Source organism: Achromobacter arsenitoxydans SY8, from assembly GCF_000236785.1.
GTDB lineage: Bacteria > Pseudomonadota > Gammaproteobacteria > Burkholderiales > Burkholderiaceae_B > Achromobacter > Achromobacter arsenitoxydans.
The window spans coordinates 1-17,514 of the sequence record NZ_AGUF01000055.1; the positions used below are offsets into that span (position 1 = coordinate 1).

The following is a 17,514-nucleotide window of genomic DNA, read 5'->3' on the forward strand; positions in this document are numbered from 1 at the left end:
GGCGAACTGGCTGCGGCGGCCGTTCGACGTTCCGGCCAGCAGCACTTCCACCGGAGGCGGCTCGTCCAGCAGGCCGCCGCTGCGCACCGGCTCGATCTTCGCTTCCGACACCACCTCCAGGTCAGGGCGCCAGCCGGGCCGGGCGTGTTCCAGCCCCGCCAGCACGATCAGGTCGCCCATGCGCGGTTGCGGCGGCGCAGGCGGATCGGTCTTGAAGGCCTGGGCGCCCTGGCCGCGCAGCAGGGGCAGGGCGGCTTCGGCCACGCGCGCGGCGGCGGCCTGCGCACCCTGCGCGTTCATGTGCACATCCGTGCGGAAGAACCGGGGCGCCGGCGCGGCCTGCAGCGCATCGCGCAGGTCCACGAACGGCACGCCGTCTGCGCGCAGCGCCTGCTGCCAGGCATCGAGCGTCTGGCGCATGGGCAAGGAAACGGGCAGGCCGCAAAGCCGGTCGGATTCGATGCGCGATTTGTCGGGCACCGCGACCACCAGCACCTGGACCTGCTTCTGCCGCAGCTCTCGCACCCAATGCCGCATCAGTCGCAGTCGTTCGTCGAAGACGTGTACGCCCGGCGGCGGCCGCAGCCCGTCGCGATAGAACAGCCACTGCGGGCAGCCCATGGCGACCTGGTCGCCCAGATCGCCCAGCACCCGGTAGCGCAGCGAGGCGTTCCAGGTGTCGATGTCGGCCTGGCGCGGCAGCGTCAACGCCTTGTTCAGCACGGCGCCCGCCGATCCGTCCAGCCAGGCGGGCGGCGCGACCTGTTCCGCGCTGATCGGCGCCTGGGCCAGGCGCCAGCCGCCCCAACCCAGGCCGATCGCCAGCAGGATGGCGACCACCCAGGCGGTCAGCCGGTGACCGGGCGCGTCCGCATTGTCCAACGGAGCCACGCGCCTACTTCCCGATCGCCGCTTTCATGCGTCCGCGCCATGCGTCGGCGCTCAGGATGGACGCGTTGTCCCACAGGCCCCTGGCTTCCGGCCCTTGGGAGTAGGTGGGTTCGAACATCTGCCAGACCAGCACCTGCGGTTTGTTCTGCTTGAACGCCGGCGACTCCAGGTATTCCAGCAGCATGACCCAGTGGCCCACGTTGCCCGGCTTCCAGTTGACGGACACCGGCCGGTCCAGCGCGTTCGACAGCTTCTGCGGAAAGCCGAAGTAGGGCTGCACCATGCTGTGGCCGGTCACGTGCACCGGCGCCGGCGTGTCGTCCAGCAGGCTCTGGTTGTCGGCCTGGCGCCGCACCGTGAAGGTCTCGCGTCCGGCCTGCTTGCGCTGGTCCGGCGTCAGGAATAGTTCGGCCAGGTCGCCATAGCGGCGTTCATTGACCACGCTGCCCAGCGGCATGCCGGTGCCCGGCTTGCCCGCCAGCGTCTTGACGTTCTGCTTGATGCGCTGCGCCAGCGCCTCGGCCGTGGCGTCCGCCGCGGCCTGGGTCCAGTGCTGGTCGGTGCGGTAGAAGACCTCCTGGCCGCCGCTCTTGACCCGCTGCAGCACCGCTTCGTCGTCGATGGTGGAAATGCCGGCCTGCTTGAGCTTGTCCTGGATGGTCTGGTAGCGCTTCTTCACGTCGGCGCTCAGCGCCTTGCCTTCCGGCAGTTTGTCCTGATAGAAAAGGGTCTTGTCCGGCAGGACCAGCACTTCCAGCTGGATGCCCTTGGCCGCCAGCGCGTCGCGCGTTTCGCGGATGAGCTGGGTCGCGGCGTCGATGCCGCGGGTGTCGACCTGCGTCAGGCTGCCCCAGCCGGGGAAGAGCCAGTTGTCCTTACCCTGGATCACGATGGACGAGGCTTGCTGGGCGTGCGCCGTGGCGCTGGCCGTGGCCAGCACGGCGGCCGACAGAAGGGCGCGGGTCAGGCCGCGGACGGTGCGCTGCGGGAGGCTGTTGGCGGATTGCATGCAAGGTACTCCTGTGATGGCGGACCGGCGTGTCGTCAGTACGACAAGGTCAGGTTGATGAACAGGCCTTTGGCCCGGTCGGCCTGCCCGCCGCCGATGTTGAAACGGTACTGCGTCGTCAGGTCCAGATAGGACCTGGGCGCGTTGTAATGGTCTTCGCGGAACCAGTAGCGCAGGTTGAAGCCGGGGCCGGCCCCCATCGACCACGAGGAGCCGTTGCCCAGCAGCCGGTAGGAATCGGATCCGTCGATGTCAAAGCCGGTCACCGAGTTCTTGTTCCACAGCCAGTCCGCGCCGATCACGGCGTACGGGAAAAACACCAGGCGTTCGCTGATCGCATCCACGCGGTAGCTGCGGCCCACGCGCAGTTCGCCGGCGCCGAAGGCCTGGTCGCGCTTGAGCCGGCCGGACGACTTCTCGCCGTCCACGCCCGTGGCGTTGTCGCGCAGCCAGAACTTGGCGGGCATGTCCTGCCAGGAATAGCCCGCCTGCAGATAGCCTTCCATCGTGAACCAGTCCGGCCGGTCGATGCGCAGCGTCGTACCCTCATACAGGCCGTAGGTGACGTACGCCAGCCAGCCGCCGCTGCCGGCGTCCGTCTTGTAGTGCGCGGTCTGGTTGTCGCGGTTGAGCGCGCAGCGCAGGGCGGCGGGGTCGGGGCTGAACGTGCCCCGGCGGGTGGCGGTCCCCAGATTGAACTGGCGCTCCAGGCCGAAGGTCAGGCCCACTTCGGTGGACGGCGTGAAGCGCATGCCCAGGGATCCCACGGTCGTGGGGATGCCGGAAATGCCCTGGTTGGACGACTCGTTGATATCAATGGAGCCGCCGCAGGGGTCGGACACGGTCTGGCTCGTGGTTTTGCCGCCCTTGTCGTACAGCGTGTTGGACAGGCGAGCGTACAGTTCGAAGGTGCGGGTGGACGAATTCAGGAAATCAGACGGCCGCCAGAAGATTTCGGCCGTGCTGAACACGGCGTCGCCGGGCACCGTGACGGCCGCGCCGCCCAGGCCCGACGAAGCCGGCCGCGCGCCGCGGTAGCCGGCGGAGAAATAGCCGCCCCATTCGCGCGACAGGCCGCCGATCGCGTTGCGCGTGTCGAACCGCTGCTGCGGTGTCAATTCCAGCCTGCCCGCATCGTTCTCGTCGATGGCCTCTTTCAGGCGCTCGACCGAACCCCGCTTGTCGCCCGCGCCGGCCAGGGCGTAGCCCTCGTCCAGGATCACCGTGGGCGGCGCCTTGCCCGTGGCGCGGGCGGCCTGAAAGTCCTGCAGCGCCAGCTTCGGCTCGCGCATGCGCTGATGCAGGTAGCCGCGCTGCATCAGCAGGTTGGGATCGTCGGGCTGGGCGGCCAGGGCCTCGCTCATGCGCGTATTGGCCTCGGCCAGTTGAGCCGGGTTTCCGGCCGCCAGCGTGGTGGTCAGCAGCCGCTGGTATTCCTTGTTGGCGGGGTCCTGCTCGACCGCCTTGCGGGCCTGGGTGATGGCTTCCTGGTAGTCCTCGCGCGCATAGGCGGCATAGGCCAACCCCGCGGGACCGCCGCTGCCCGCGGCGTCGGACGGCAGCAATTCGCACGACGTGCCGTAAGGCGTGTCGCGGCAGTCCTGCACCGGCGCGGGATAGTTTGCCAGCGTCAGCGTGGCGGGAACGGCAGGGCGGGACCGCGCGCGCTTGACGCGCTGCGAAGCGGCTTCGTCCTTGCCGCCCAGCGGCTCCACCAGCGCCAGCGCGCGCGCGTTCTCGCCCGCGGCCAGCGCCGCGTCGGCGGCGATCAGCCGCACGTTGCGGCGCTGCTCGTCGTCCAGCCAGTCCTGTTTGAGCGCCGCGTCGAAGTCGGCGTCGGCCAGATCCGTCTTGCCCTGGCGCTGGCGCAGATAGCCGCGCATCAGCAGCGCAACGGTGTTCTCGTCGTCCTGACGCATCGCGTCCGTGGCCGCCTCTTCGGCAGCGGCAAGCTGGTTGTCCAGCATGAGCGCGGTAATGAGCAACAGGCGGTGGCTGGCGCTTTCGGGCGCCAGCGCGACGGCCTGCCGCGCCAGCGGCACCGCGTCGCCCGGCCGGTTGGCGATCAGGGCCTGGTAGCCCTCTTCGGCGGGTTTGACCGCCATCCGGCGCTTTAGCGTCTGCTGACGCGCGGCCAGGTCGTCCTTGTTGGGCGCCCCCAGGGCCAGCGCCTTGGCGGCGGCCGCCTCCGCTTCGGCGTACTTGTTTTGCGCTTCCAGGGCGTCCAGCCACAGCATGGCCCAGGCGCCCTGTTTGGGATCAATCCGGAACGCGCGCTCCGCGCCGCGCTCGGCAGCGGGGTAGTCCGCGCGGTTGTAGTCGGCATAGGCCCGGGTGGCTATCGGGAAGCCGCGCTGGTAGGCGCTGGACGTCGCCGGCGCGCGGGCGCGTGCGGCCGGCTGCGCCTGCGCGGGGCGCAGGTTGGCGCGCGCCTGTCGCAGGCCCGGCGTGTCCAGTCCGCTCGCAATGGCGTCGGCCGCCGCCTTGTCGGCCTCCTGGATTTTTCCTTGCTTTTGCAGCGCGTAGATCAGCAGCAGGCGCAGGCGTTCCACATCCGGGCGCAGCACGATCGCGGACTCCGCCTGCTGCTGCGCGAGCGCGTAGTTGCCGGCGTCGTAGTTTTTGAAGCCCTCGGCGGCGAACTGGTAGGCCGCGCCTTCCAGGGGCGCTTCGGCCGCGCGCGCCGGCGCCTGGGCGCAGACGGGCGTGGCGGCCCAGGCGCACGCCAGCGCCGCGGACAGAACGAGCGATCGTGGAAAGGACTTCATGGGGTGGCGGGTTTGTTCTCGGTAGCGGGCGGGGGCGCATCGGCCTGCCCGGCCTGTTGGAAATGGATGGCTTCTTTCAGCGTGCCCTCGTCCAGCCAGCCCTGCTCGGTCAGGATCTGGCCCAGCGGCTTTTTCTCGCGAGCCTGGATTTCCAGGGCCCGCTCCAGCGAGGCCTGGTCGATCGCCTGCCAGGACAGCAGCAGCTCGCCCAGGCGCTGGCGCTGCTGCGCCAGCTGGTCCGTGGACGGAAAGTCGTGCATGGTCTTGTCCCAGGCCAGGCGCTTGCCGGTGATCAGATGGCCGATGAACAGCCGCCACGCGCGGGCCGCCGCCATGGCGTTGATAAAGTTGCCCACGATCATCCGGGGGATCGAAAGCAGGGCGTGTTCCCAGCCATACATCCGGCCGACGAAATACGCGCGCTGCACGACCCGCAGCAGCAGCGCGACCGCGTTCGCCCACATCAGCGTCACCAGCCAGCCGCCCGGCCGGAAATACGAGGGGTAATAGACGGTCCACCAGCCGAACATGTCGGCCAGATAGAACAGGAAGAAATTGGCCAGCAGGATATAGGCCAGGATGGCGATGAACGACGTCACCAGGCCCTTGCGGTCGCGGAACAGCAGATACTTGGTGGCCAGCGATCCCGTCCACCCCACCTGCTGCCAGCCCTGCAGCCCGATGCCCAGCGTCCAGCGCGCCTTCTGGCGGTAGGCGGTGCGGAAGGTGTTGGGGAAGTACTCGCGCACGCCCAGCGGCATGCGGATGGTCGAGACTTTCTCTTTGCCCATCCCGAACCACGATTGCCGGCGCGTCACGTATTCCACGCGGAACTTGCCGAAGATCTGGCGCATGCCGCGCTGGGCCAGCCGCGCGCCGATGTCGTAGTCCTCTGTGAGCGTGTCCGTGTTGAACGGCTGGTTGTTCGTTTCCGCCGCCAGCTCCACCAGGGCATGGCGCGAAAAGCAAGTGCCCACGCCGGCGGACGGCACCATCTTGGACAGGCTTTCGCGCACCACCAGGTCCTTGGTGTGCCACTCGGCGAACTCATCCATGTAAGTGCCCGCGACCAGTTCGTACCAGTGCCGCTCCAGCGAAGTCACGGGCAGCTGGATGAAATCAATGCGCGGCAGCAGGTAGTTGTAGTACTTGAGCTCCAGCGGGTGCAGCACGTCTTCGCTGTCATGCAGGATCACGCCCGCGAAGGGCACGGGCTGCTTCGCATCCTGCGCGAAAATCGCCTGCACGATCCAGTTCAGGCAATCCGCCTTGCAGGTAGGGCCGTCGTGCGGCACCTCCACGCGCACCAGCTGGCGGTAGCGCCGCCGCATCCGCTCCACTTCCTTGATCGTTCGCTCGTCGTTCTGGTAAGTGCCGGCGAAGATCATGTAGTTCTTGTATTCGAGCGTCGACACCATGGTTTCGAGCATCGACGCGATCACGTCGTACTCCAGCCAGGCCGGCACCATGATCGCCAGCGGCTGTTCTTCCTTCGCGCGCAACTGCTCGGCGGTCAGGGGCGCGTAGCGCCGCTTGACGGTCAGCGACCGCCGCAGTTCGCGCAGCCAGTACCAGCCGTCGATGAACAGATCATCCAGGCTGGATAGCAGGATGATCACGCCCACGACGGCGGTCACGACCTCCAGGCCGCGGTAATAGTCCGCGATGAGGTAGGGCCAGTAAAGCGAGGACATGGCGCCGGGGCCTCCGGGTTACTTGGGATCCTTGTTTTTCCTGCGGCTGACGCGAAGGGCGAGGATCAGGATCAGCAGCAGCACCAGCAGGCTGATGCTGATGGCCGGCACGCTCCAGGAAATGTAGCGGCGCCACTCGAAGAAGGCGCTTTCGCCCGCGCCGGGGGGATGGCTGGCGTCCGGGTTGCCGCTGTCGATCCAGGCCAGCGGGCCGGCCGCGCCGATGATCGCGACGTTGCCGCGGTTGAGTACGAAGGGCGCGTCCGTCATGCCGGGCTGTTGGCCCAGCGTGTGCCACAGCACTCCGGCCTGGCCGCCGGCGCTGACGACCTCCGCCGTGCTCAGGCGGTCCAGGCCGGAGATGTCCAGCCAGGTCGCATTCCGGCCTGCCACCTGCAATTGCTTGCGGTCCGTGACCCGGACTGTGGGCTGGGCGCCTTCCAGCGCCAGTTCCATCGCCAGGAACGGGCGCGCCGGCTTGACCGCCTGCCCGGCCGGGGAAACCGACAGTTCCGCGCGCGTGGCCGAGACGCCGCTGGCCGAGGCGATGCCGATCACGCGCTTGATGTTGTCGGGCGCATCGGCCAGGTAGGTGTCTGGAATCAGCACCTGCGGTGATCCAGCCATCAGCGGCAGGAGACCCACGAAGGTGCCGTCCGGCTGCGCCTTGCCCGGCTTCACGTAGCTGGTCGGCAGCACATTGACGGGGAATCCCTGCGGAATCTCATTGCAGTCGACGGACACCGGCTGACGCTGGAAGGTCACGCGCACGGCGTTGGTCACGCCCAGCGCGTAGCCCGGCACGCGGGCCGTGAGGCGCTCCGGCTTGCCGTTGGCGTCCATCTGCCGTGCGGCCAGCAGGATTCCGTTCCAGAAGACCGACGCGACGGGGCGCGTCGAGGACGCGCCAGGCGCGGCGGCCAGGTCCATGACCAGTTCGTCCGGCATGCTGCCGTCGGCGGACACGGCCGCCAGCGGAAAGCTGGTGTTCCAGTCGCCGCGCGCCACCACATCGAAGCTTGTTGACGATCCGCCCAGGGTCGTCAGCCGCAGGCCGCCGTCCTGGATCGTTTGCGGCGGGGTGGCGGTCTGCACTTGCACCTGGCGGGTCACCAGCAGGCGGCGCCACGCCGTGTCGAATGCGCCTGCGCCTTGCGCGCCCGCGTCGGACGCCACTGCGATGACGGCCTGCCGGCCCACGGGCAGCAGGCGGATTTCCTTGGATTGGAGCGCCGCGCCGGCGAGCGGCATGCGCTGCTGGCGCCATGCCTTGAACGCGGCCGCGGCGTCCGTATCCGACGCGAGCTGGGCTTGCAGGGCGTCCAGGGCTTCTGCGTACCTGGCGCGCAGCGCGTCGTCGGAAATGACCACGTCGCCCGCCACGGCCGGCGCGCCCATCACCAGCAGGGCGCCGATCTCGGCCGGATTGGCCAGCTTGTGCCTTTCCTTGCCGGCCAGCCCGGCGAATGCGGGAACCTGCTCCAGCCCGGCGGGGATCCGCAGGCCGCGCGCGTCGACCTCATCGCCCACCGACGGGAAGGCCCTGACGGCGACGCGCTTGCCGCTGCGCTCGAGCGCCACGCCCATGCGCCAGGCGCTATCGAACGCCTGCTGGTCCAGTTTGCGGCTGGCGACCATAAGCACGGGCCGGCCCGGCAGCGTGCCCCACGCGTCGTCCAGGCTGCCGATGGCCGAGGCGTCGTAGCGGTAGCTCAGCCTGGTCTGCGGAGAAATCGTCAGCGCGTTGGCGGTTGCGCGGTTGCTTTCGCAGTGGCGCAGCGCAATCTCGGATTGCCAGTCCACGCCCACGCGCAGGAAGCCCGATTCGCGGTTGCGGCGTTCCACGTTCAGCTCGCGGCTGGCGGAGCCCTCGCCGTCGGCGACCCGCTGCGCGACCTGCGGCACGCCATCGAGCCACAGCACCATGCTCGTGCGTCCCGGTTCGCCCTTGGTGTAGCGGGCATCGAAATCCAGCCGGGCGTCGGAGACCGGCACGCCGCGCGGCACCGGCAGGTAAAACTCCTGGCGCGCATCGCTGTTGCTCAGCACCACCGGTTCGGTGATGCCCAGGTCCTCGAGCGTGGTCGTGCGCGACACCATGGCGTCGCTCTGCAGCTGGCGCAATGCGTCGCCGGCGGGGCTGGCAAGCGCTCCCAGGGGCGCAAGCAGCCCGGCCGCAATCAGGGCGCGGCACAACGTGCGGACATCGGTTGCATGAAGGGAGAGAGGCATGAAAGCTCCGTGCAAAGAGGGCATCGCGGCAGGTGTCAGACAGGGGAGGGGGCGGCCGAATAAGGATCGAATTCCGACACGGCGCGGCCGCACAGCGCATCGACGATGCGCTGGCTGGCCTTGCCGTCTCCGTAGGGATTGATCCGCCGCGAGAATGAGTCGTGAAGCTGGGGGTCGTCGAGAAGGCGGCTGACTTCCGAGACGATGCGCCCGGCGTCTGTGCCCACCAGCGCGACCGTGCCGGCGCGCACCGCTTCCGGCCGCTCGGTCACGTCGCGCATCACCAGCACCGGCTTGCCCAGATAGGGCGCTTCTTCCTGGACGCCGCCGGAGTCGGTCAGAATCAAGTGGGAACGCTGCATGAACCAGACGAAATCCAGGTAGTCCAGAGGATCAATCAGGTGCACATTGGCCAGGCCGGACAGCTCGCTCATGACCACGCCGCGCACCTGCGGGTTCAGGTGTACCGGGTAGACGATCTGCAGGTCGGGCCGCCGCGCCAGTTCGGCCAGCGCTGCGCAGATGTTCCGGAAGCCGTCGCCAAAGCTCTCACGCCGGTGGCCCGTCACCAGCAGCAGCCTGCGGTTCGGGTCGAGCCAGTCGTAGCGGCCCTGCAGCTTGAGGGCAAGCGGCCCGCCGGGGGCGAGCTTGGCGCTGGTCATGGCCAGCGCGTCAATCACCGTATTGCCGGTCACGGTGATGCGGCCCGCCAGGTTCTCGCGCAGCAGGTTGTCGCGTGATTCAGCGGTGGGCGCGAACAGCATGTCGCCCACGGCGTCGACCACGCGCCGGTTCATTTCCTCGGGGAAGGGCATCGCCAGATTGCCGGTGCGCAGGCCGGCTTCCACGTGCCCGATGCGCACGCGCCGGTGAAACGACGCCAGCGCGCAGGCGGAGGCGGTGCTTGTATCTCCATGCACCAGAACGCAATCCGGCTGCTCGGCTTCCAGCACGCCATCCACGCGGCTGATCAGGCGGGCGTACAGGCCGTTGAGCGTCTGGTTGGGCACCATGATGTCCAGGTCATGCTGCGCCTGCAGGTCGAATAGCGCAAGCACCTGGTCCAGCATTTCGCGATGCTGCCCGGTCACGCAGACCACACTGTTGATTTGCGGCTCGTTTTGCAGCGCGGCGACCAAGGGCGCCATCTTGATGGCTTCGGGGCGCGTCCCGAATATGGAAAGGACTTTCATGGCCAGATAGGACCCCCATAGTTGGTGGCATTTTCTTGCGTTTATTATGTATTGAGAGCATTCGTAATATGTGTCCGTCTATGTCGAGCCATTCCGGCTGGCTGGCGCATGGCGAGTACGATGCTTTCGCCGCCAAAGCGCAATAGCGTCTGCGGTTCGGCAGAAAATATGGGGCCGAATCAGCTGCATCACGTGACGGCCACGCCGAAAGTCGTGAAACAAACTATTTCAGTTGAGCGGTCGCCGGTCCCGGCCAAGCGGCACCGCGGATCTGGGGCGCGGCCCCTCCCGAAGGCCGCAATGCGAGTAAGGTAACGGTTGAGGCCTAGATTGACCGGCGCTTCGGCCCGCGCCGCCAGCAGGAACCTGGACACCATGATGACCCTACGCACAGCGCTGCGGCTGCTGCTCGTCGGCGCCGCGGGCGCGACGATCGCCGCTTGCGCGGACACGCCCCCTCGGCAAACCGACATGGGCTATCGGACCCGGCCTTCCGCCGTGTCGCCGGACGCCGGCCGCGATTCGAACGCGCCGGGCCAGCGCCTGACCATCCAGTCGGGAGAAGGGGAGAGGCTGAACCTTCCATGGTTCATCCAGGGCACGCAGGACTGGATCAACAGCAACTGAGCGCCTGACAGCGCAGTCTGCGCGGCCGGCGCCTCGGCCAACACGCGCCGGGCTTCAATCGCGCGATGCGGCAAAGCCATGATGCCGGTCGGCCCACACCACCGCCAGGGTCGCCGCCAGCAGCGCCAGCAGCGCGGGCGGGAACGCGGCCACGCCCTGCCAGTCCAGCAGAATGCCGCCGACGATGCCGCCGCCCGCGATCGCCACGTTCCATGACGTCACCAGCATCGACTGCGCGACGTCGGCCGCGTCTCCGGCCGTCTTGGCCAGGGCAGTCTGGAACAGCGTGGGCGCGCCGCCGAAGGCCAGGCCCCACGCGGCGATCGCCGCATACGCCACGGCCGGCATGTCACTCGCCGCAGCCAGCGCCAGCGCGGCCAGGCCGAACAGGGCCGTGCAGGCCAGCGTCAGTGTGCGCAATCGGCGATCGACCAGCACGCCGATGATCCAGATGCCTAGCAGCGACGCGGCGCCGAACAGCAGCAGCGCCAGGTCCGTCCGCTCGGCCAGGCCCGCCGCCGCCAGGAAAGGCGCAATGTAGGTGTACAGGATGTTGTGCGCCAGCACGAAGGCCAGCACCGCAAACAGCACCGGCCGCACGCCGGCCATGGTGAACACGCGCCGCAGCGGCAGGCGCTTGCCCGTGGCCTGCCCGGCAAAATCGGGCACCTTGATCCGCACCCAGGCCATTAGCGCCAACGCCAATCCACTCATGACGCCAAAGCCCATCCGCCATCCCATCAGGTTGCCCAGGAAGGTGCCCGCCGGGACGCCGAGCGATAGGGCCAGCGGGGCGCCCAGCATCGCAATGGCGATCGCCCGGCCTTTCTGGCTCGGGGGCACCATGCGTGCGGCATAGCCCGCCACCAGCGCCCACAGCAGGCCAGCGGACACGCCCGCCAGAAAGCGCGCAGCCATGGTCAGCGCATAGCTGCCGGAAAGCGCCGTCAGCGTGTTCGCGACAACGAACCCCGCAATGGCCGCCTGCAGCAGCGGGCGCCGCCGCATGCCCTGTGTTGCGGCCGTCAGCGGAATCGCCGCCGCCAACGATCCGGCGGCATAGACCGTGACGAGTTGCCCGGCCATCGCCTCCGAGACACCGAGGCCCGCGCTGATCTGCGGCAGCAGGCCGGCTGGCAGGGCTTCCGTCAGGATCGTCACGAATCCCGCCAGTGCCAGGGCCAGCAGCGCCGCGAGGGGAAGGGGAGGAGCTTGGACGCCGAAGCCAGGCGCCGTAGTGGTCGTGCTTGTCATGAGTCTGCCTTGTCGAGTGCCGGGGACAGCGCAGTCGCGCGGAATCGGCACAGATTGGGGACAGCCATGGTGAGCGGACTTACTATGCAAGACAATAATGCTAATGTTCCAAAGATATCGGACAAAATTTCCTTAATAAGGACGTCATGGAATCGCTCAACGGCATTGCGTTCTTCGTGCAGGCAGCGGAAACCAGAAGCTTCTCGCAGGCCGGGCGCAGCCTTGGCGTGTCTTCGTCGGCCGTGGGCAAAGGCGTGTCCCGCCTGGAAGAGCGCCTGGGCGTGCGCCTTTTTCACCGCAGCACGCGCAGCATCACGCTCACCGCCGAAGGCGCGCTGTTCCTGGAACGCTGCCGCCGCATCCTGTGCGAGGTGGAAGCGGCCGAACTCGAACTGTCCGAAACCCTCGAAGCGCCGCGAGGCCGGCTGCGCATCAGCCTGCCGCTGGTAGGCATGCTGGTCATGCCCGCGCTCACCGCCTTCATGCGCCGCTACCCAGCCATCGAACTGGACGTGGATTTCACGGACCGGCTCGTCGACGTGGTCGAGGAAGGCTTCGATGTCGTGATGCGCACGGGCGACCCCATCGACTCGCGCCTCATGTCGCGCCCGCTCGGCAGCTATCGGCTGCAACTCGTTGCCTCACCCGGCTATCTGGCCTGCCGCGGAACGCCCGAAACGCCGGCGGATCTGCGTAACCATGCCTGCCTGCAGCACAAGTTCCCCAGCACCGGCAGGCTGGAACCCTGGCCGATCCGCCGCCCCGACAATGCGCCGGCAGACCCGCTGCCGGCCTCGATGGTGTGCAACACCTCCGCCGCGCTGATGGACGTCGCCCTGGCTGGCCTGGGCATCGCGTGCCTGCCCGATTTCATGGTGCGTCAGGCCATCGGGCGAGGTGAATTGGTGTCCCTGCTGGACGCCCACATCGAGCACGAAGGAACGTTCAGGCTGCTATGGCCGTGCAGCAAGAAGCGAGCGCCTAAATTGCGTGTCTTCATCGACTTCATGGTCGACGCGTTTCTTGAAGGAAAACTCCTGGCGCAGGGCAGGCGTTAGGGCTAACGTGCTGTTCAACCGGGCATTCCCTCGAATCGAGTTCGATCACCGCTCGGCAGGAGCACGCAATGGAAGAAAAAAGACGATATGTCGTAATGGCGTTGTTGTTCGCATGCGCCGCGATTCCGGCGCATGCCGCAGACAAGGTGACCGTCGTCCCGGTTCAGTTCAAGGCAGGGGCCAGCAACGCCACGCTAAAGGGAAATTTCTCCGGCTATGACAGCGTGCAGTACACGCTTTCCGCCAGGCAAGGCCAGCAAATGACCGTGAATATCACCGGTAGCAGCAACGCCAACTTCAATATCTTCCCGCCCGGCGTCTCGCCTGGCTCCGGTACGGCATTGGCCAACGGCAGCGTAGGTTCCGCCTGGAACGGCGCGCTACCCGAAACCGGCAAATACATCGTGCAGGTGTTTCAAATGCGCGCGTCCGCAAGGCGCGGCGAAAAAGTGCCGTACACGATTTCATTCGAGATCAAATGAGGCGCGCGAAGGATCAGGTTGGGGCAGCAGGCTGCTGCCCTGGCACGACCTGCCCGGCAAAAGAAAAAGCCGCTTGGCGTGATGCCAAGCGGCTTTTTGTCAGCGGTTCATGCTGAGTGTTTGGTGGAGCCGGGGGGAATTGAACCCCCGTCCGCAAGCCCTCCGCAACCAGTTCTACATGCGTAGTCGATTTATTTGGTTTTAACTTTGGACTTAGCCAACCGACAGGCCGGACCAAAGCGATTCACGTAATTTAAATCTGAGCCGTGTGACCCCAGCGCAGACCGATTCCTTGTGAATGTCGCTGCTGCGGTTCGAGGGTTGCCCCCCTAGGAAGTTGCCTTCCTCCGCCTGACCCAAGGACAGATCAGTGCAGCGGCTCACCGCTTAAGCGGCGAGAGCGAAACGCTCGTCGTTGGCGTTTGTAGTGTTCCAGTGGTTTAACGAGCGTACTGGTGCTCGGCATGCCCTGAGTTGTTTCGCGACCCACGTCGAATCCGGATCGGCCCCAAGAACTTCTATTGTACTGGTAAATGCAATAGCCTGCTGTGGCGCCGGCGCCTGCCGGCCGGGGCGTGGCGCGGCAGACACAAGCGGCGTTCAGGCGGCGTTCGCGCAGGCGGCCTTGGACTGCCGGCCGGCGCGCGACGCCATCTTCATCGCCCCAGCCAGGGCCACGGAAATCGCCACGATGACGGCTGCCGCCCACCCCAGAGACGCCAGTCCGTAGGTGTCGATCACGTGGCCGCCCACCACGGCGCCCAGGCCGATGCCGATGTTGGCGCCGGAGATGTTCAGGGAAGCGGCAAATGCCGGCGCTTGCGGCGCGGATTTCATCAGGCGCACGTGGCACACGATGAACAGCGCCGCCTGCGCGATACCCCAGACGCCCAGCGCCACGGCAAGCAGGCCGTGCGACTGCATGACGGGCGCCACGAACGCCAGGCCTACGGCCATCAGCGAAGCGAACAGGGCGGTGGCGCCCAGCGGGCTGCGGTCCACCAGCCGGCCGCCCAGGGTGTTTCCAAGCAGGCCCACGGCGCCGAACGCCATCATGGTCCAGCCGACGATTTTTCCGTCGAATCCGGCCAGGCGTTCGAGCATGTCCGCCAAATAGGTGTAGGCGGTGAACATGCCCGTGAACACCAGCAGCGACAGCAGCACGTGACTTACCACCATGGGGTCGCGCAGGATGCGCAATTGGGTCACCAGGTGCACGCTGTCCGCGCGGATGCGGGTGCTGGGGAAGGTGAACAGCAGCAGCAGAGCCTTGGCGAACGCCACGGCGGACAAGACCCAGAAGGCCGCGCGCCAGCCAAACGCATCCGAGATCAATACGCCGATGGGGATGCCGAACACGGTGGCGGCCACGATGCCGAAAGCCACCGTCGAAATGGCCCGCCCGGCGCGCGCGGGGCCGACTATTTCGACTGCGGTGGCGCTGGCCAGGGACCAGAACACCGGCAGGGCCAGCGCCGGCACGAATCGGGCGATCGCCATGATCCAGATGTTCGGCGCAATGGCCGCCAGCGCATTGGACAGGCCGAACAACGCCAGCACGCCGACGAACAGGCGCTTGCGCTCCATGTTGGCCATCAGGGCGGTCAGCAGGGGCCCGGTCGCGGCAACAGTGAAAGCGAACAGGGTCACGAGCAGGCCGGCCTGGGATACCGTGACGTCCAGGTCGCGAGCCAGGCCGGGAAGCAGCCCCACGATCAGGAATTCGGTGGTGAGAATCGTGAAGCCGGCGGCGGATAGAAGCAGAATGGGCAAAAGCATAGGCATTCCTCTGGCGCGATGCCCAGGGGCGTCGCGCGGTCAGGCGGTGGTGGCGAAGTAATAAAGGTCGGATGTGCGCCGCAGCAGGGTAGCGGGCACGGTGCGAGAGGGCGCTAGGCCGTCAGCGTGAAGATCTGTCGCCGCGGATGGCAGGAGCCGCGGCGCCGGCATGGAGCACTAGGCGGGCAATCGGGGAAACCCCGGGTGCCGTGCACGGTTCACACTTTAGGGGAGTTGACCCGTGGGATAAAGCCCTCGGGTACGGAAAGATTGTTCGGCCAAAACCACTAATAGGGCCGAAACATCGCCAGGCGCGGGGTCGTCGGGCGGCGACCCCGCGATTGACCTTAACGCAGGTCGCTGGGCAGCAGCGGCTGGATGGCGGACCAGAGTTCCGCCGGGGTGCGGGCGCAGGTTTCCGCTTGCCAGGCGATGACGTCGTCGTCTTCGCCCACATAGCCGTAGGCCGCCGCGACGGCGGGCATGCCTGCCGCGTGCGCGGCCTGGATGTCGCGGAGGTCGTCGCCGACATAGACGCAGCGGTCGGTGGCGAAGCCCGCTTCGCGCGCGGCATGCTGCAGGGGCAGCGGGTGCGGCTTGGCGTGGGCGGTGGTGTCGCCGCAGACCAGCACGGCGCTGTCGCGCGTCAGGTCCAGGAACTCGACGATGGGCAGCGTCAGATAGGTGACCTTATTGGTGACGATGCCCCAGGACAAGCCGCGGCTGCGGATGTCGGCCAGCAGATCCTCGATGCCGGGAAACAGCTTGCTGTGGACCGTCGATCCGGCTGCATAGTCTTCCAGGAACTGCAGGCGCGTCGGTTCGTAGTCCGCATCGCCGGGCTGCAAGCCAAGCGCGACGCGCAAGAGGCCGCGGGCGCCTTGCGAAGCGACGGGGCGCAGCGCCTCGTAGGGCAGCGGATCCAGGCCGCGGCGGGTGCGTTGGCGATTGGCCGCGGCGGCCAGGTCGGGGGCGGTGTCGGCTAGCGTGCCGTCGAAATCGAACAGGATCAGGGCGCTCATTTGCGGGTAGCCATCAGGTAGTTGACCGAGGTGTCGGCCGACAGCGTGTAGATCTGGGTGATCGGGTTGTATTCCATGCCGCGCATGCTCACGGGCTCCAGGCCGGCGCCGCGCGCCGCCGCGGACAGCTCGCTGGGCTTGATGAACTGGTCATAGGTGTGAGTGCCGCGGGGCAGCAGGCGCAGTACATACTCCGCGCCGACGATCGCGAACAGGAAGGACTTGGCGTTGCGGTTCAGCGTCGAAAAGAACACCCAGCCGCCCGGTTTGACCAGGGTGGAGCAGGCGCGCACGATCGAGGCCGGATCCGGAACGTGCTCCAGCATTTCCATGCAGGTCACCACGTCGTACTGGCCGGGCTGTTCCGCAGCCAGCTCTTCCACGGGCACCTTGCGGTATTCCACTTTGATGCCCGATTCTAGGCCATGCAGGCGCGCGATCTTCAGGGATTTGTCGGCCAGGTCGATCCCGGTGACTTCGGCGCCGCTGCGGGCCATGGCTTCGGACAGGATGCCGCCGCCGCAGCCGACGTCCAGCACCTTCTTGCCGGCCAGGCTGCCCGCGCATTCCTGGATCCATTCGAGCCGGAGCGGATTGATCGCGTGCAGCGGCTTGAACTCGCTTTCAGGATCCCACCAGCGGCTGGCCAGGGCGCTGAACTTGTCGATTTCGGCCTGGTCGGCGTTGACGGATGCTTGCGCGGTATCGTGAGTTTGCGTGTTCATGGGCAATCCAGCGTAAAGCAGCTCTATATATAGAGAGGGCCAGCGCACGAGGCGAGGAGAGGGCTCCGTCGTGCACCAGATGGGTGCGCGGCAGGCGAAAAAAAGGGCCTCGCTATGCGAGGCCCCTTATTGTAGCTAGTCCGGCAATTACTTGCGGCTACCCACGATTTCGATCTCAACGCGACGGTTCTGGGCGCGGCCTTCCTTCGTCTTGTTGGAAGCGATCGGCTGCAGTTCGCCCTTGCCTTCCGTGTAGATACGGTTGGGGTCGATACCCAGGCTGACCAGGTAAGCCTTAACCGAAGCGGCACGGCGCTCGGACAGCTTCTGGTTGTACTGTTCGGTACCGATCGAGTCGGTGTGGCCGACGGCGATGATGGTTTCCAGATCGATGCCGCGAGCTTGCTGAGCGACTTGCTGCAGCAGCTGACGACCTTCGGGCTTCAGGACCGACTTGTCGAAGTCGAAGAACGTGTCAGCGTTGAACACGACCTTTGCCGCCATCGGGGCCGGCTTCGCCTTCTGCTGTGCAACCGGAACGCCGTCGCAGCCGGGGATGCCGGTTGCCGGGGTCCAGAAGGCATCGCGCCAGCACAGTTCGTTCGTGCCGTTCTTCCAAACGTCACCGAACGGGTTGCGCCAGTTGTCCACGGTTTGCGCGGAAGCTGCACCAGAGGCCGTGACGGCGGCGAAGGCGAGCGCCAGAGCGAATTTGGAGGGTTTGTTCATGTTTCTCCTCGTTGAGCTTGAAGCTGGATAAGTGACTCGCAGCGAACCCCC

Annotated in this window: 14 protein-coding genes and 1 other RNA gene; 3 read left to right on the top strand and 12 right to left on the bottom strand. The window is 67.0% G+C overall.

Annotated features, from left to right (window positions below):
• The 6 genes from KYC_RS15610 to wecB all read right to left on the bottom strand — a co-directional run.
• Nucleotides 1–891 (bottom strand): alginate O-acetyltransferase AlgX-related protein (locus KYC_RS15610; RefSeq protein WP_043518722.1); only part of this gene is annotated, 891 nt, incomplete at its 3' end.
• A 4-nt stretch (nt 892–895) separates the two neighbouring features.
• Nucleotides 896–1,900 (bottom strand): alginate O-acetyltransferase AlgX-related protein, encoded by a 1,005-nt coding sequence (locus tag KYC_RS15615; protein ID WP_008163992.1) that lies wholly within the window; start codon nt 1,898–1,900, stop codon nt 896–898.
• A gap of 35 nt (nt 1,901–1,935) precedes the next feature.
• Nucleotides 1,936–4,668, bottom strand: a complete 2,733-nt coding sequence (locus KYC_RS15620; RefSeq protein ID WP_008163993.1) for an NfrA family protein — start codon at nt 4,666–4,668, stop codon at nt 1,936–1,938.
• Entirely contained in the window at nt 4,665–6,362 is a 1,698-nt protein-coding gene (locus KYC_RS15625; protein ID WP_008163994.1) for a glycosyl transferase family protein, read from the bottom strand. Before KYC_RS15625 ends, KYC_RS15620 begins: the two co-directional genes overlap by 4 nt.
• A gap of 18 nt (nt 6,363–6,380) precedes the next feature.
• Nucleotides 6,381–8,594 carry a cellulose biosynthesis cyclic di-GMP-binding regulatory protein BcsB gene (locus KYC_RS15630; protein WP_050814890.1) on the bottom strand — a complete coding sequence of 738 codons (2,214 nt, stop codon included), beginning with the start codon at nt 8,592–8,594 and terminating at the stop codon, nt 6,381–6,383.
• A gap of 35 nt (nt 8,595–8,629) precedes the next feature.
• Nucleotides 8,630–9,787 (bottom strand): non-hydrolyzing UDP-N-acetylglucosamine 2-epimerase, encoded by a 1,158-nt coding sequence (gene wecB / locus KYC_RS15635; protein ID WP_008163996.1) that lies wholly within the window; start codon nt 9,785–9,787, stop codon nt 8,630–8,632.
• Between the two features lie 375 nt (nt 9,788–10,162).
• Here wecB and KYC_RS15640 point away from each other — a divergent pair, with 375 nt between their 5' ends.
• Nucleotides 10,163–10,414 (top strand): hypothetical protein, encoded by a 252-nt coding sequence (locus KYC_RS15640; protein WP_043518725.1) that lies wholly within the window; start codon nt 10,163–10,165, stop codon nt 10,412–10,414.
• Between the two features lie 54 nt (nt 10,415–10,468).
• On the opposite strand, the gene KYC_RS15645 is transcribed toward KYC_RS15640, so the two are convergent.
• On the bottom strand, nt 10,469–11,668 hold the full coding sequence (locus KYC_RS15645) for an MFS transporter (protein ID WP_008164000.1): 1,200 nt from the start codon (nt 11,666–11,668) through the stop codon (nt 10,469–10,471).
• Nucleotides 11,669–11,814: 146 nt separating this feature from the next.
• Between KYC_RS15645 and KYC_RS15650 the strand changes: the two genes are divergently transcribed.
• Both KYC_RS15650 and KYC_RS15655 read left to right on the top strand, forming a co-directional pair.
• Nucleotides 11,815–12,726: a LysR family transcriptional regulator gene (locus tag KYC_RS15650; protein ID WP_008164002.1), complete on the top strand. Its 912-nt coding sequence runs from the start codon at nt 11,815–11,817 to the stop codon at nt 12,724–12,726.
• A 68-nt stretch (nt 12,727–12,794) separates the two neighbouring features.
• Nucleotides 12,795–13,208: a g-type lysozyme inhibitor gene (locus KYC_RS15655; protein ID WP_202946590.1), complete on the top strand. Its 414-nt coding sequence runs from the start codon at nt 12,795–12,797 to the stop codon at nt 13,206–13,208.
• 121 nt (nt 13,209–13,329) lie between these two features.
• Here KYC_RS15655 and ssrA read toward each other — a convergent pair.
• The 5 genes from ssrA to ompA form a co-directional block, all read right to left on the bottom strand.
• Nucleotides 13,330–13,718: a transfer-messenger RNA gene (gene ssrA, locus KYC_RS28845) on the bottom strand.
• Nucleotides 13,719–13,808: 90 nt separating this feature from the next.
• Nucleotides 13,809–14,987: an MFS transporter gene (locus KYC_RS15660; protein WP_008164006.1), complete on the bottom strand. Its 1,179-nt coding sequence runs from the start codon at nt 14,985–14,987 to the stop codon at nt 13,809–13,811.
• 347 nt (nt 14,988–15,334) lie between these two features.
• Nucleotides 15,335–16,009, bottom strand: a complete 675-nt coding sequence (locus KYC_RS15665) for an HAD-IA family hydrolase (RefSeq protein WP_008164009.1) — start codon at nt 16,007–16,009, stop codon at nt 15,335–15,337.
• Nucleotides 16,006–16,734 (bottom strand): bifunctional 2-polyprenyl-6-hydroxyphenol methylase/3-demethylubiquinol 3-O-methyltransferase UbiG, encoded by a 729-nt coding sequence (ubiG, locus tag KYC_RS15670; protein WP_008164012.1) that lies wholly within the window; start codon nt 16,732–16,734, stop codon nt 16,006–16,008. Before ubiG ends, KYC_RS15665 begins: the two co-directional genes overlap by 4 nt.
• Nucleotides 16,735–16,881: 147 nt before the next feature.
• Nucleotides 16,882–17,463, bottom strand: a complete 582-nt coding sequence (gene ompA / locus KYC_RS15675) for an outer membrane protein OmpA (RefSeq protein WP_008164014.1) — start codon at nt 17,461–17,463, stop codon at nt 16,882–16,884.
• Between the last annotated feature and the right edge of the window lie 51 nt (nt 17,464–17,514).

What these genes read in the sequence shown, in the direction of transcription:
- KYC_RS15615 (WP_008163992.1), bottom strand. Translation starts at nt 1,900, where the DNA reads ATGCAATCCGCCAACAGCCTCCCGCAGCGCACCGTCCGCGGCCTGACC.
- KYC_RS15620 (WP_008163993.1), bottom strand. Translation starts at nt 4,668, where the DNA reads ATGAAGTCCTTTCCACGATCGCTCGTTCTGTCCGCGGCGCTGGCGTGC.
- KYC_RS15625 (WP_008163994.1), bottom strand. Translation starts at nt 6,362, where the DNA reads ATGTCCTCGCTTTACTGGCCCTACCTCATCGCGGACTATTACCGCGGC.
- KYC_RS15630 (WP_050814890.1), bottom strand. Translation starts at nt 8,594, where the DNA reads ATGCCTCTCTCCCTTCATGCAACCGATGTCCGCACGTTGTGCCGCGCC.
- wecB (WP_008163996.1), bottom strand. Translation starts at nt 9,787, where the DNA reads ATGAAAGTCCTTTCCATATTCGGGACGCGCCCCGAAGCCATCAAGATG.
- KYC_RS15640 (WP_043518725.1), top strand. Translation starts at nt 10,163, where the DNA reads ATGATGACCCTACGCACAGCGCTGCGGCTGCTGCTCGTCGGCGCCGCG.
- KYC_RS15645 (WP_008164000.1), bottom strand. Translation starts at nt 11,668, where the DNA reads ATGACAAGCACGACCACTACGGCGCCTGGCTTCGGCGTCCAAGCTCCT.
- KYC_RS15650 (WP_008164002.1), top strand. Translation starts at nt 11,815, where the DNA reads ATGGAATCGCTCAACGGCATTGCGTTCTTCGTGCAGGCAGCGGAAACC.
- KYC_RS15655 (WP_202946590.1), top strand. Translation starts at nt 12,795, where the DNA reads ATGGAAGAAAAAAGACGATATGTCGTAATGGCGTTGTTGTTCGCATGC.
- KYC_RS15660 (WP_008164006.1), bottom strand. Translation starts at nt 14,987, where the DNA reads ATGCTTTTGCCCATTCTGCTTCTATCCGCCGCCGGCTTCACGATTCTC.
- KYC_RS15665 (WP_008164009.1), bottom strand. Translation starts at nt 16,009, where the DNA reads ATGAGCGCCCTGATCCTGTTCGATTTCGACGGCACGCTAGCCGACACC.
- ubiG (WP_008164012.1), bottom strand. Translation starts at nt 16,734, where the DNA reads ATGAACACGCAAACTCACGATACCGCGCAAGCATCCGTCAACGCCGAC.
- ompA (WP_008164014.1), bottom strand. Translation starts at nt 17,463, where the DNA reads ATGAACAAACCCTCCAAATTCGCTCTGGCGCTCGCCTTCGCCGCCGTC.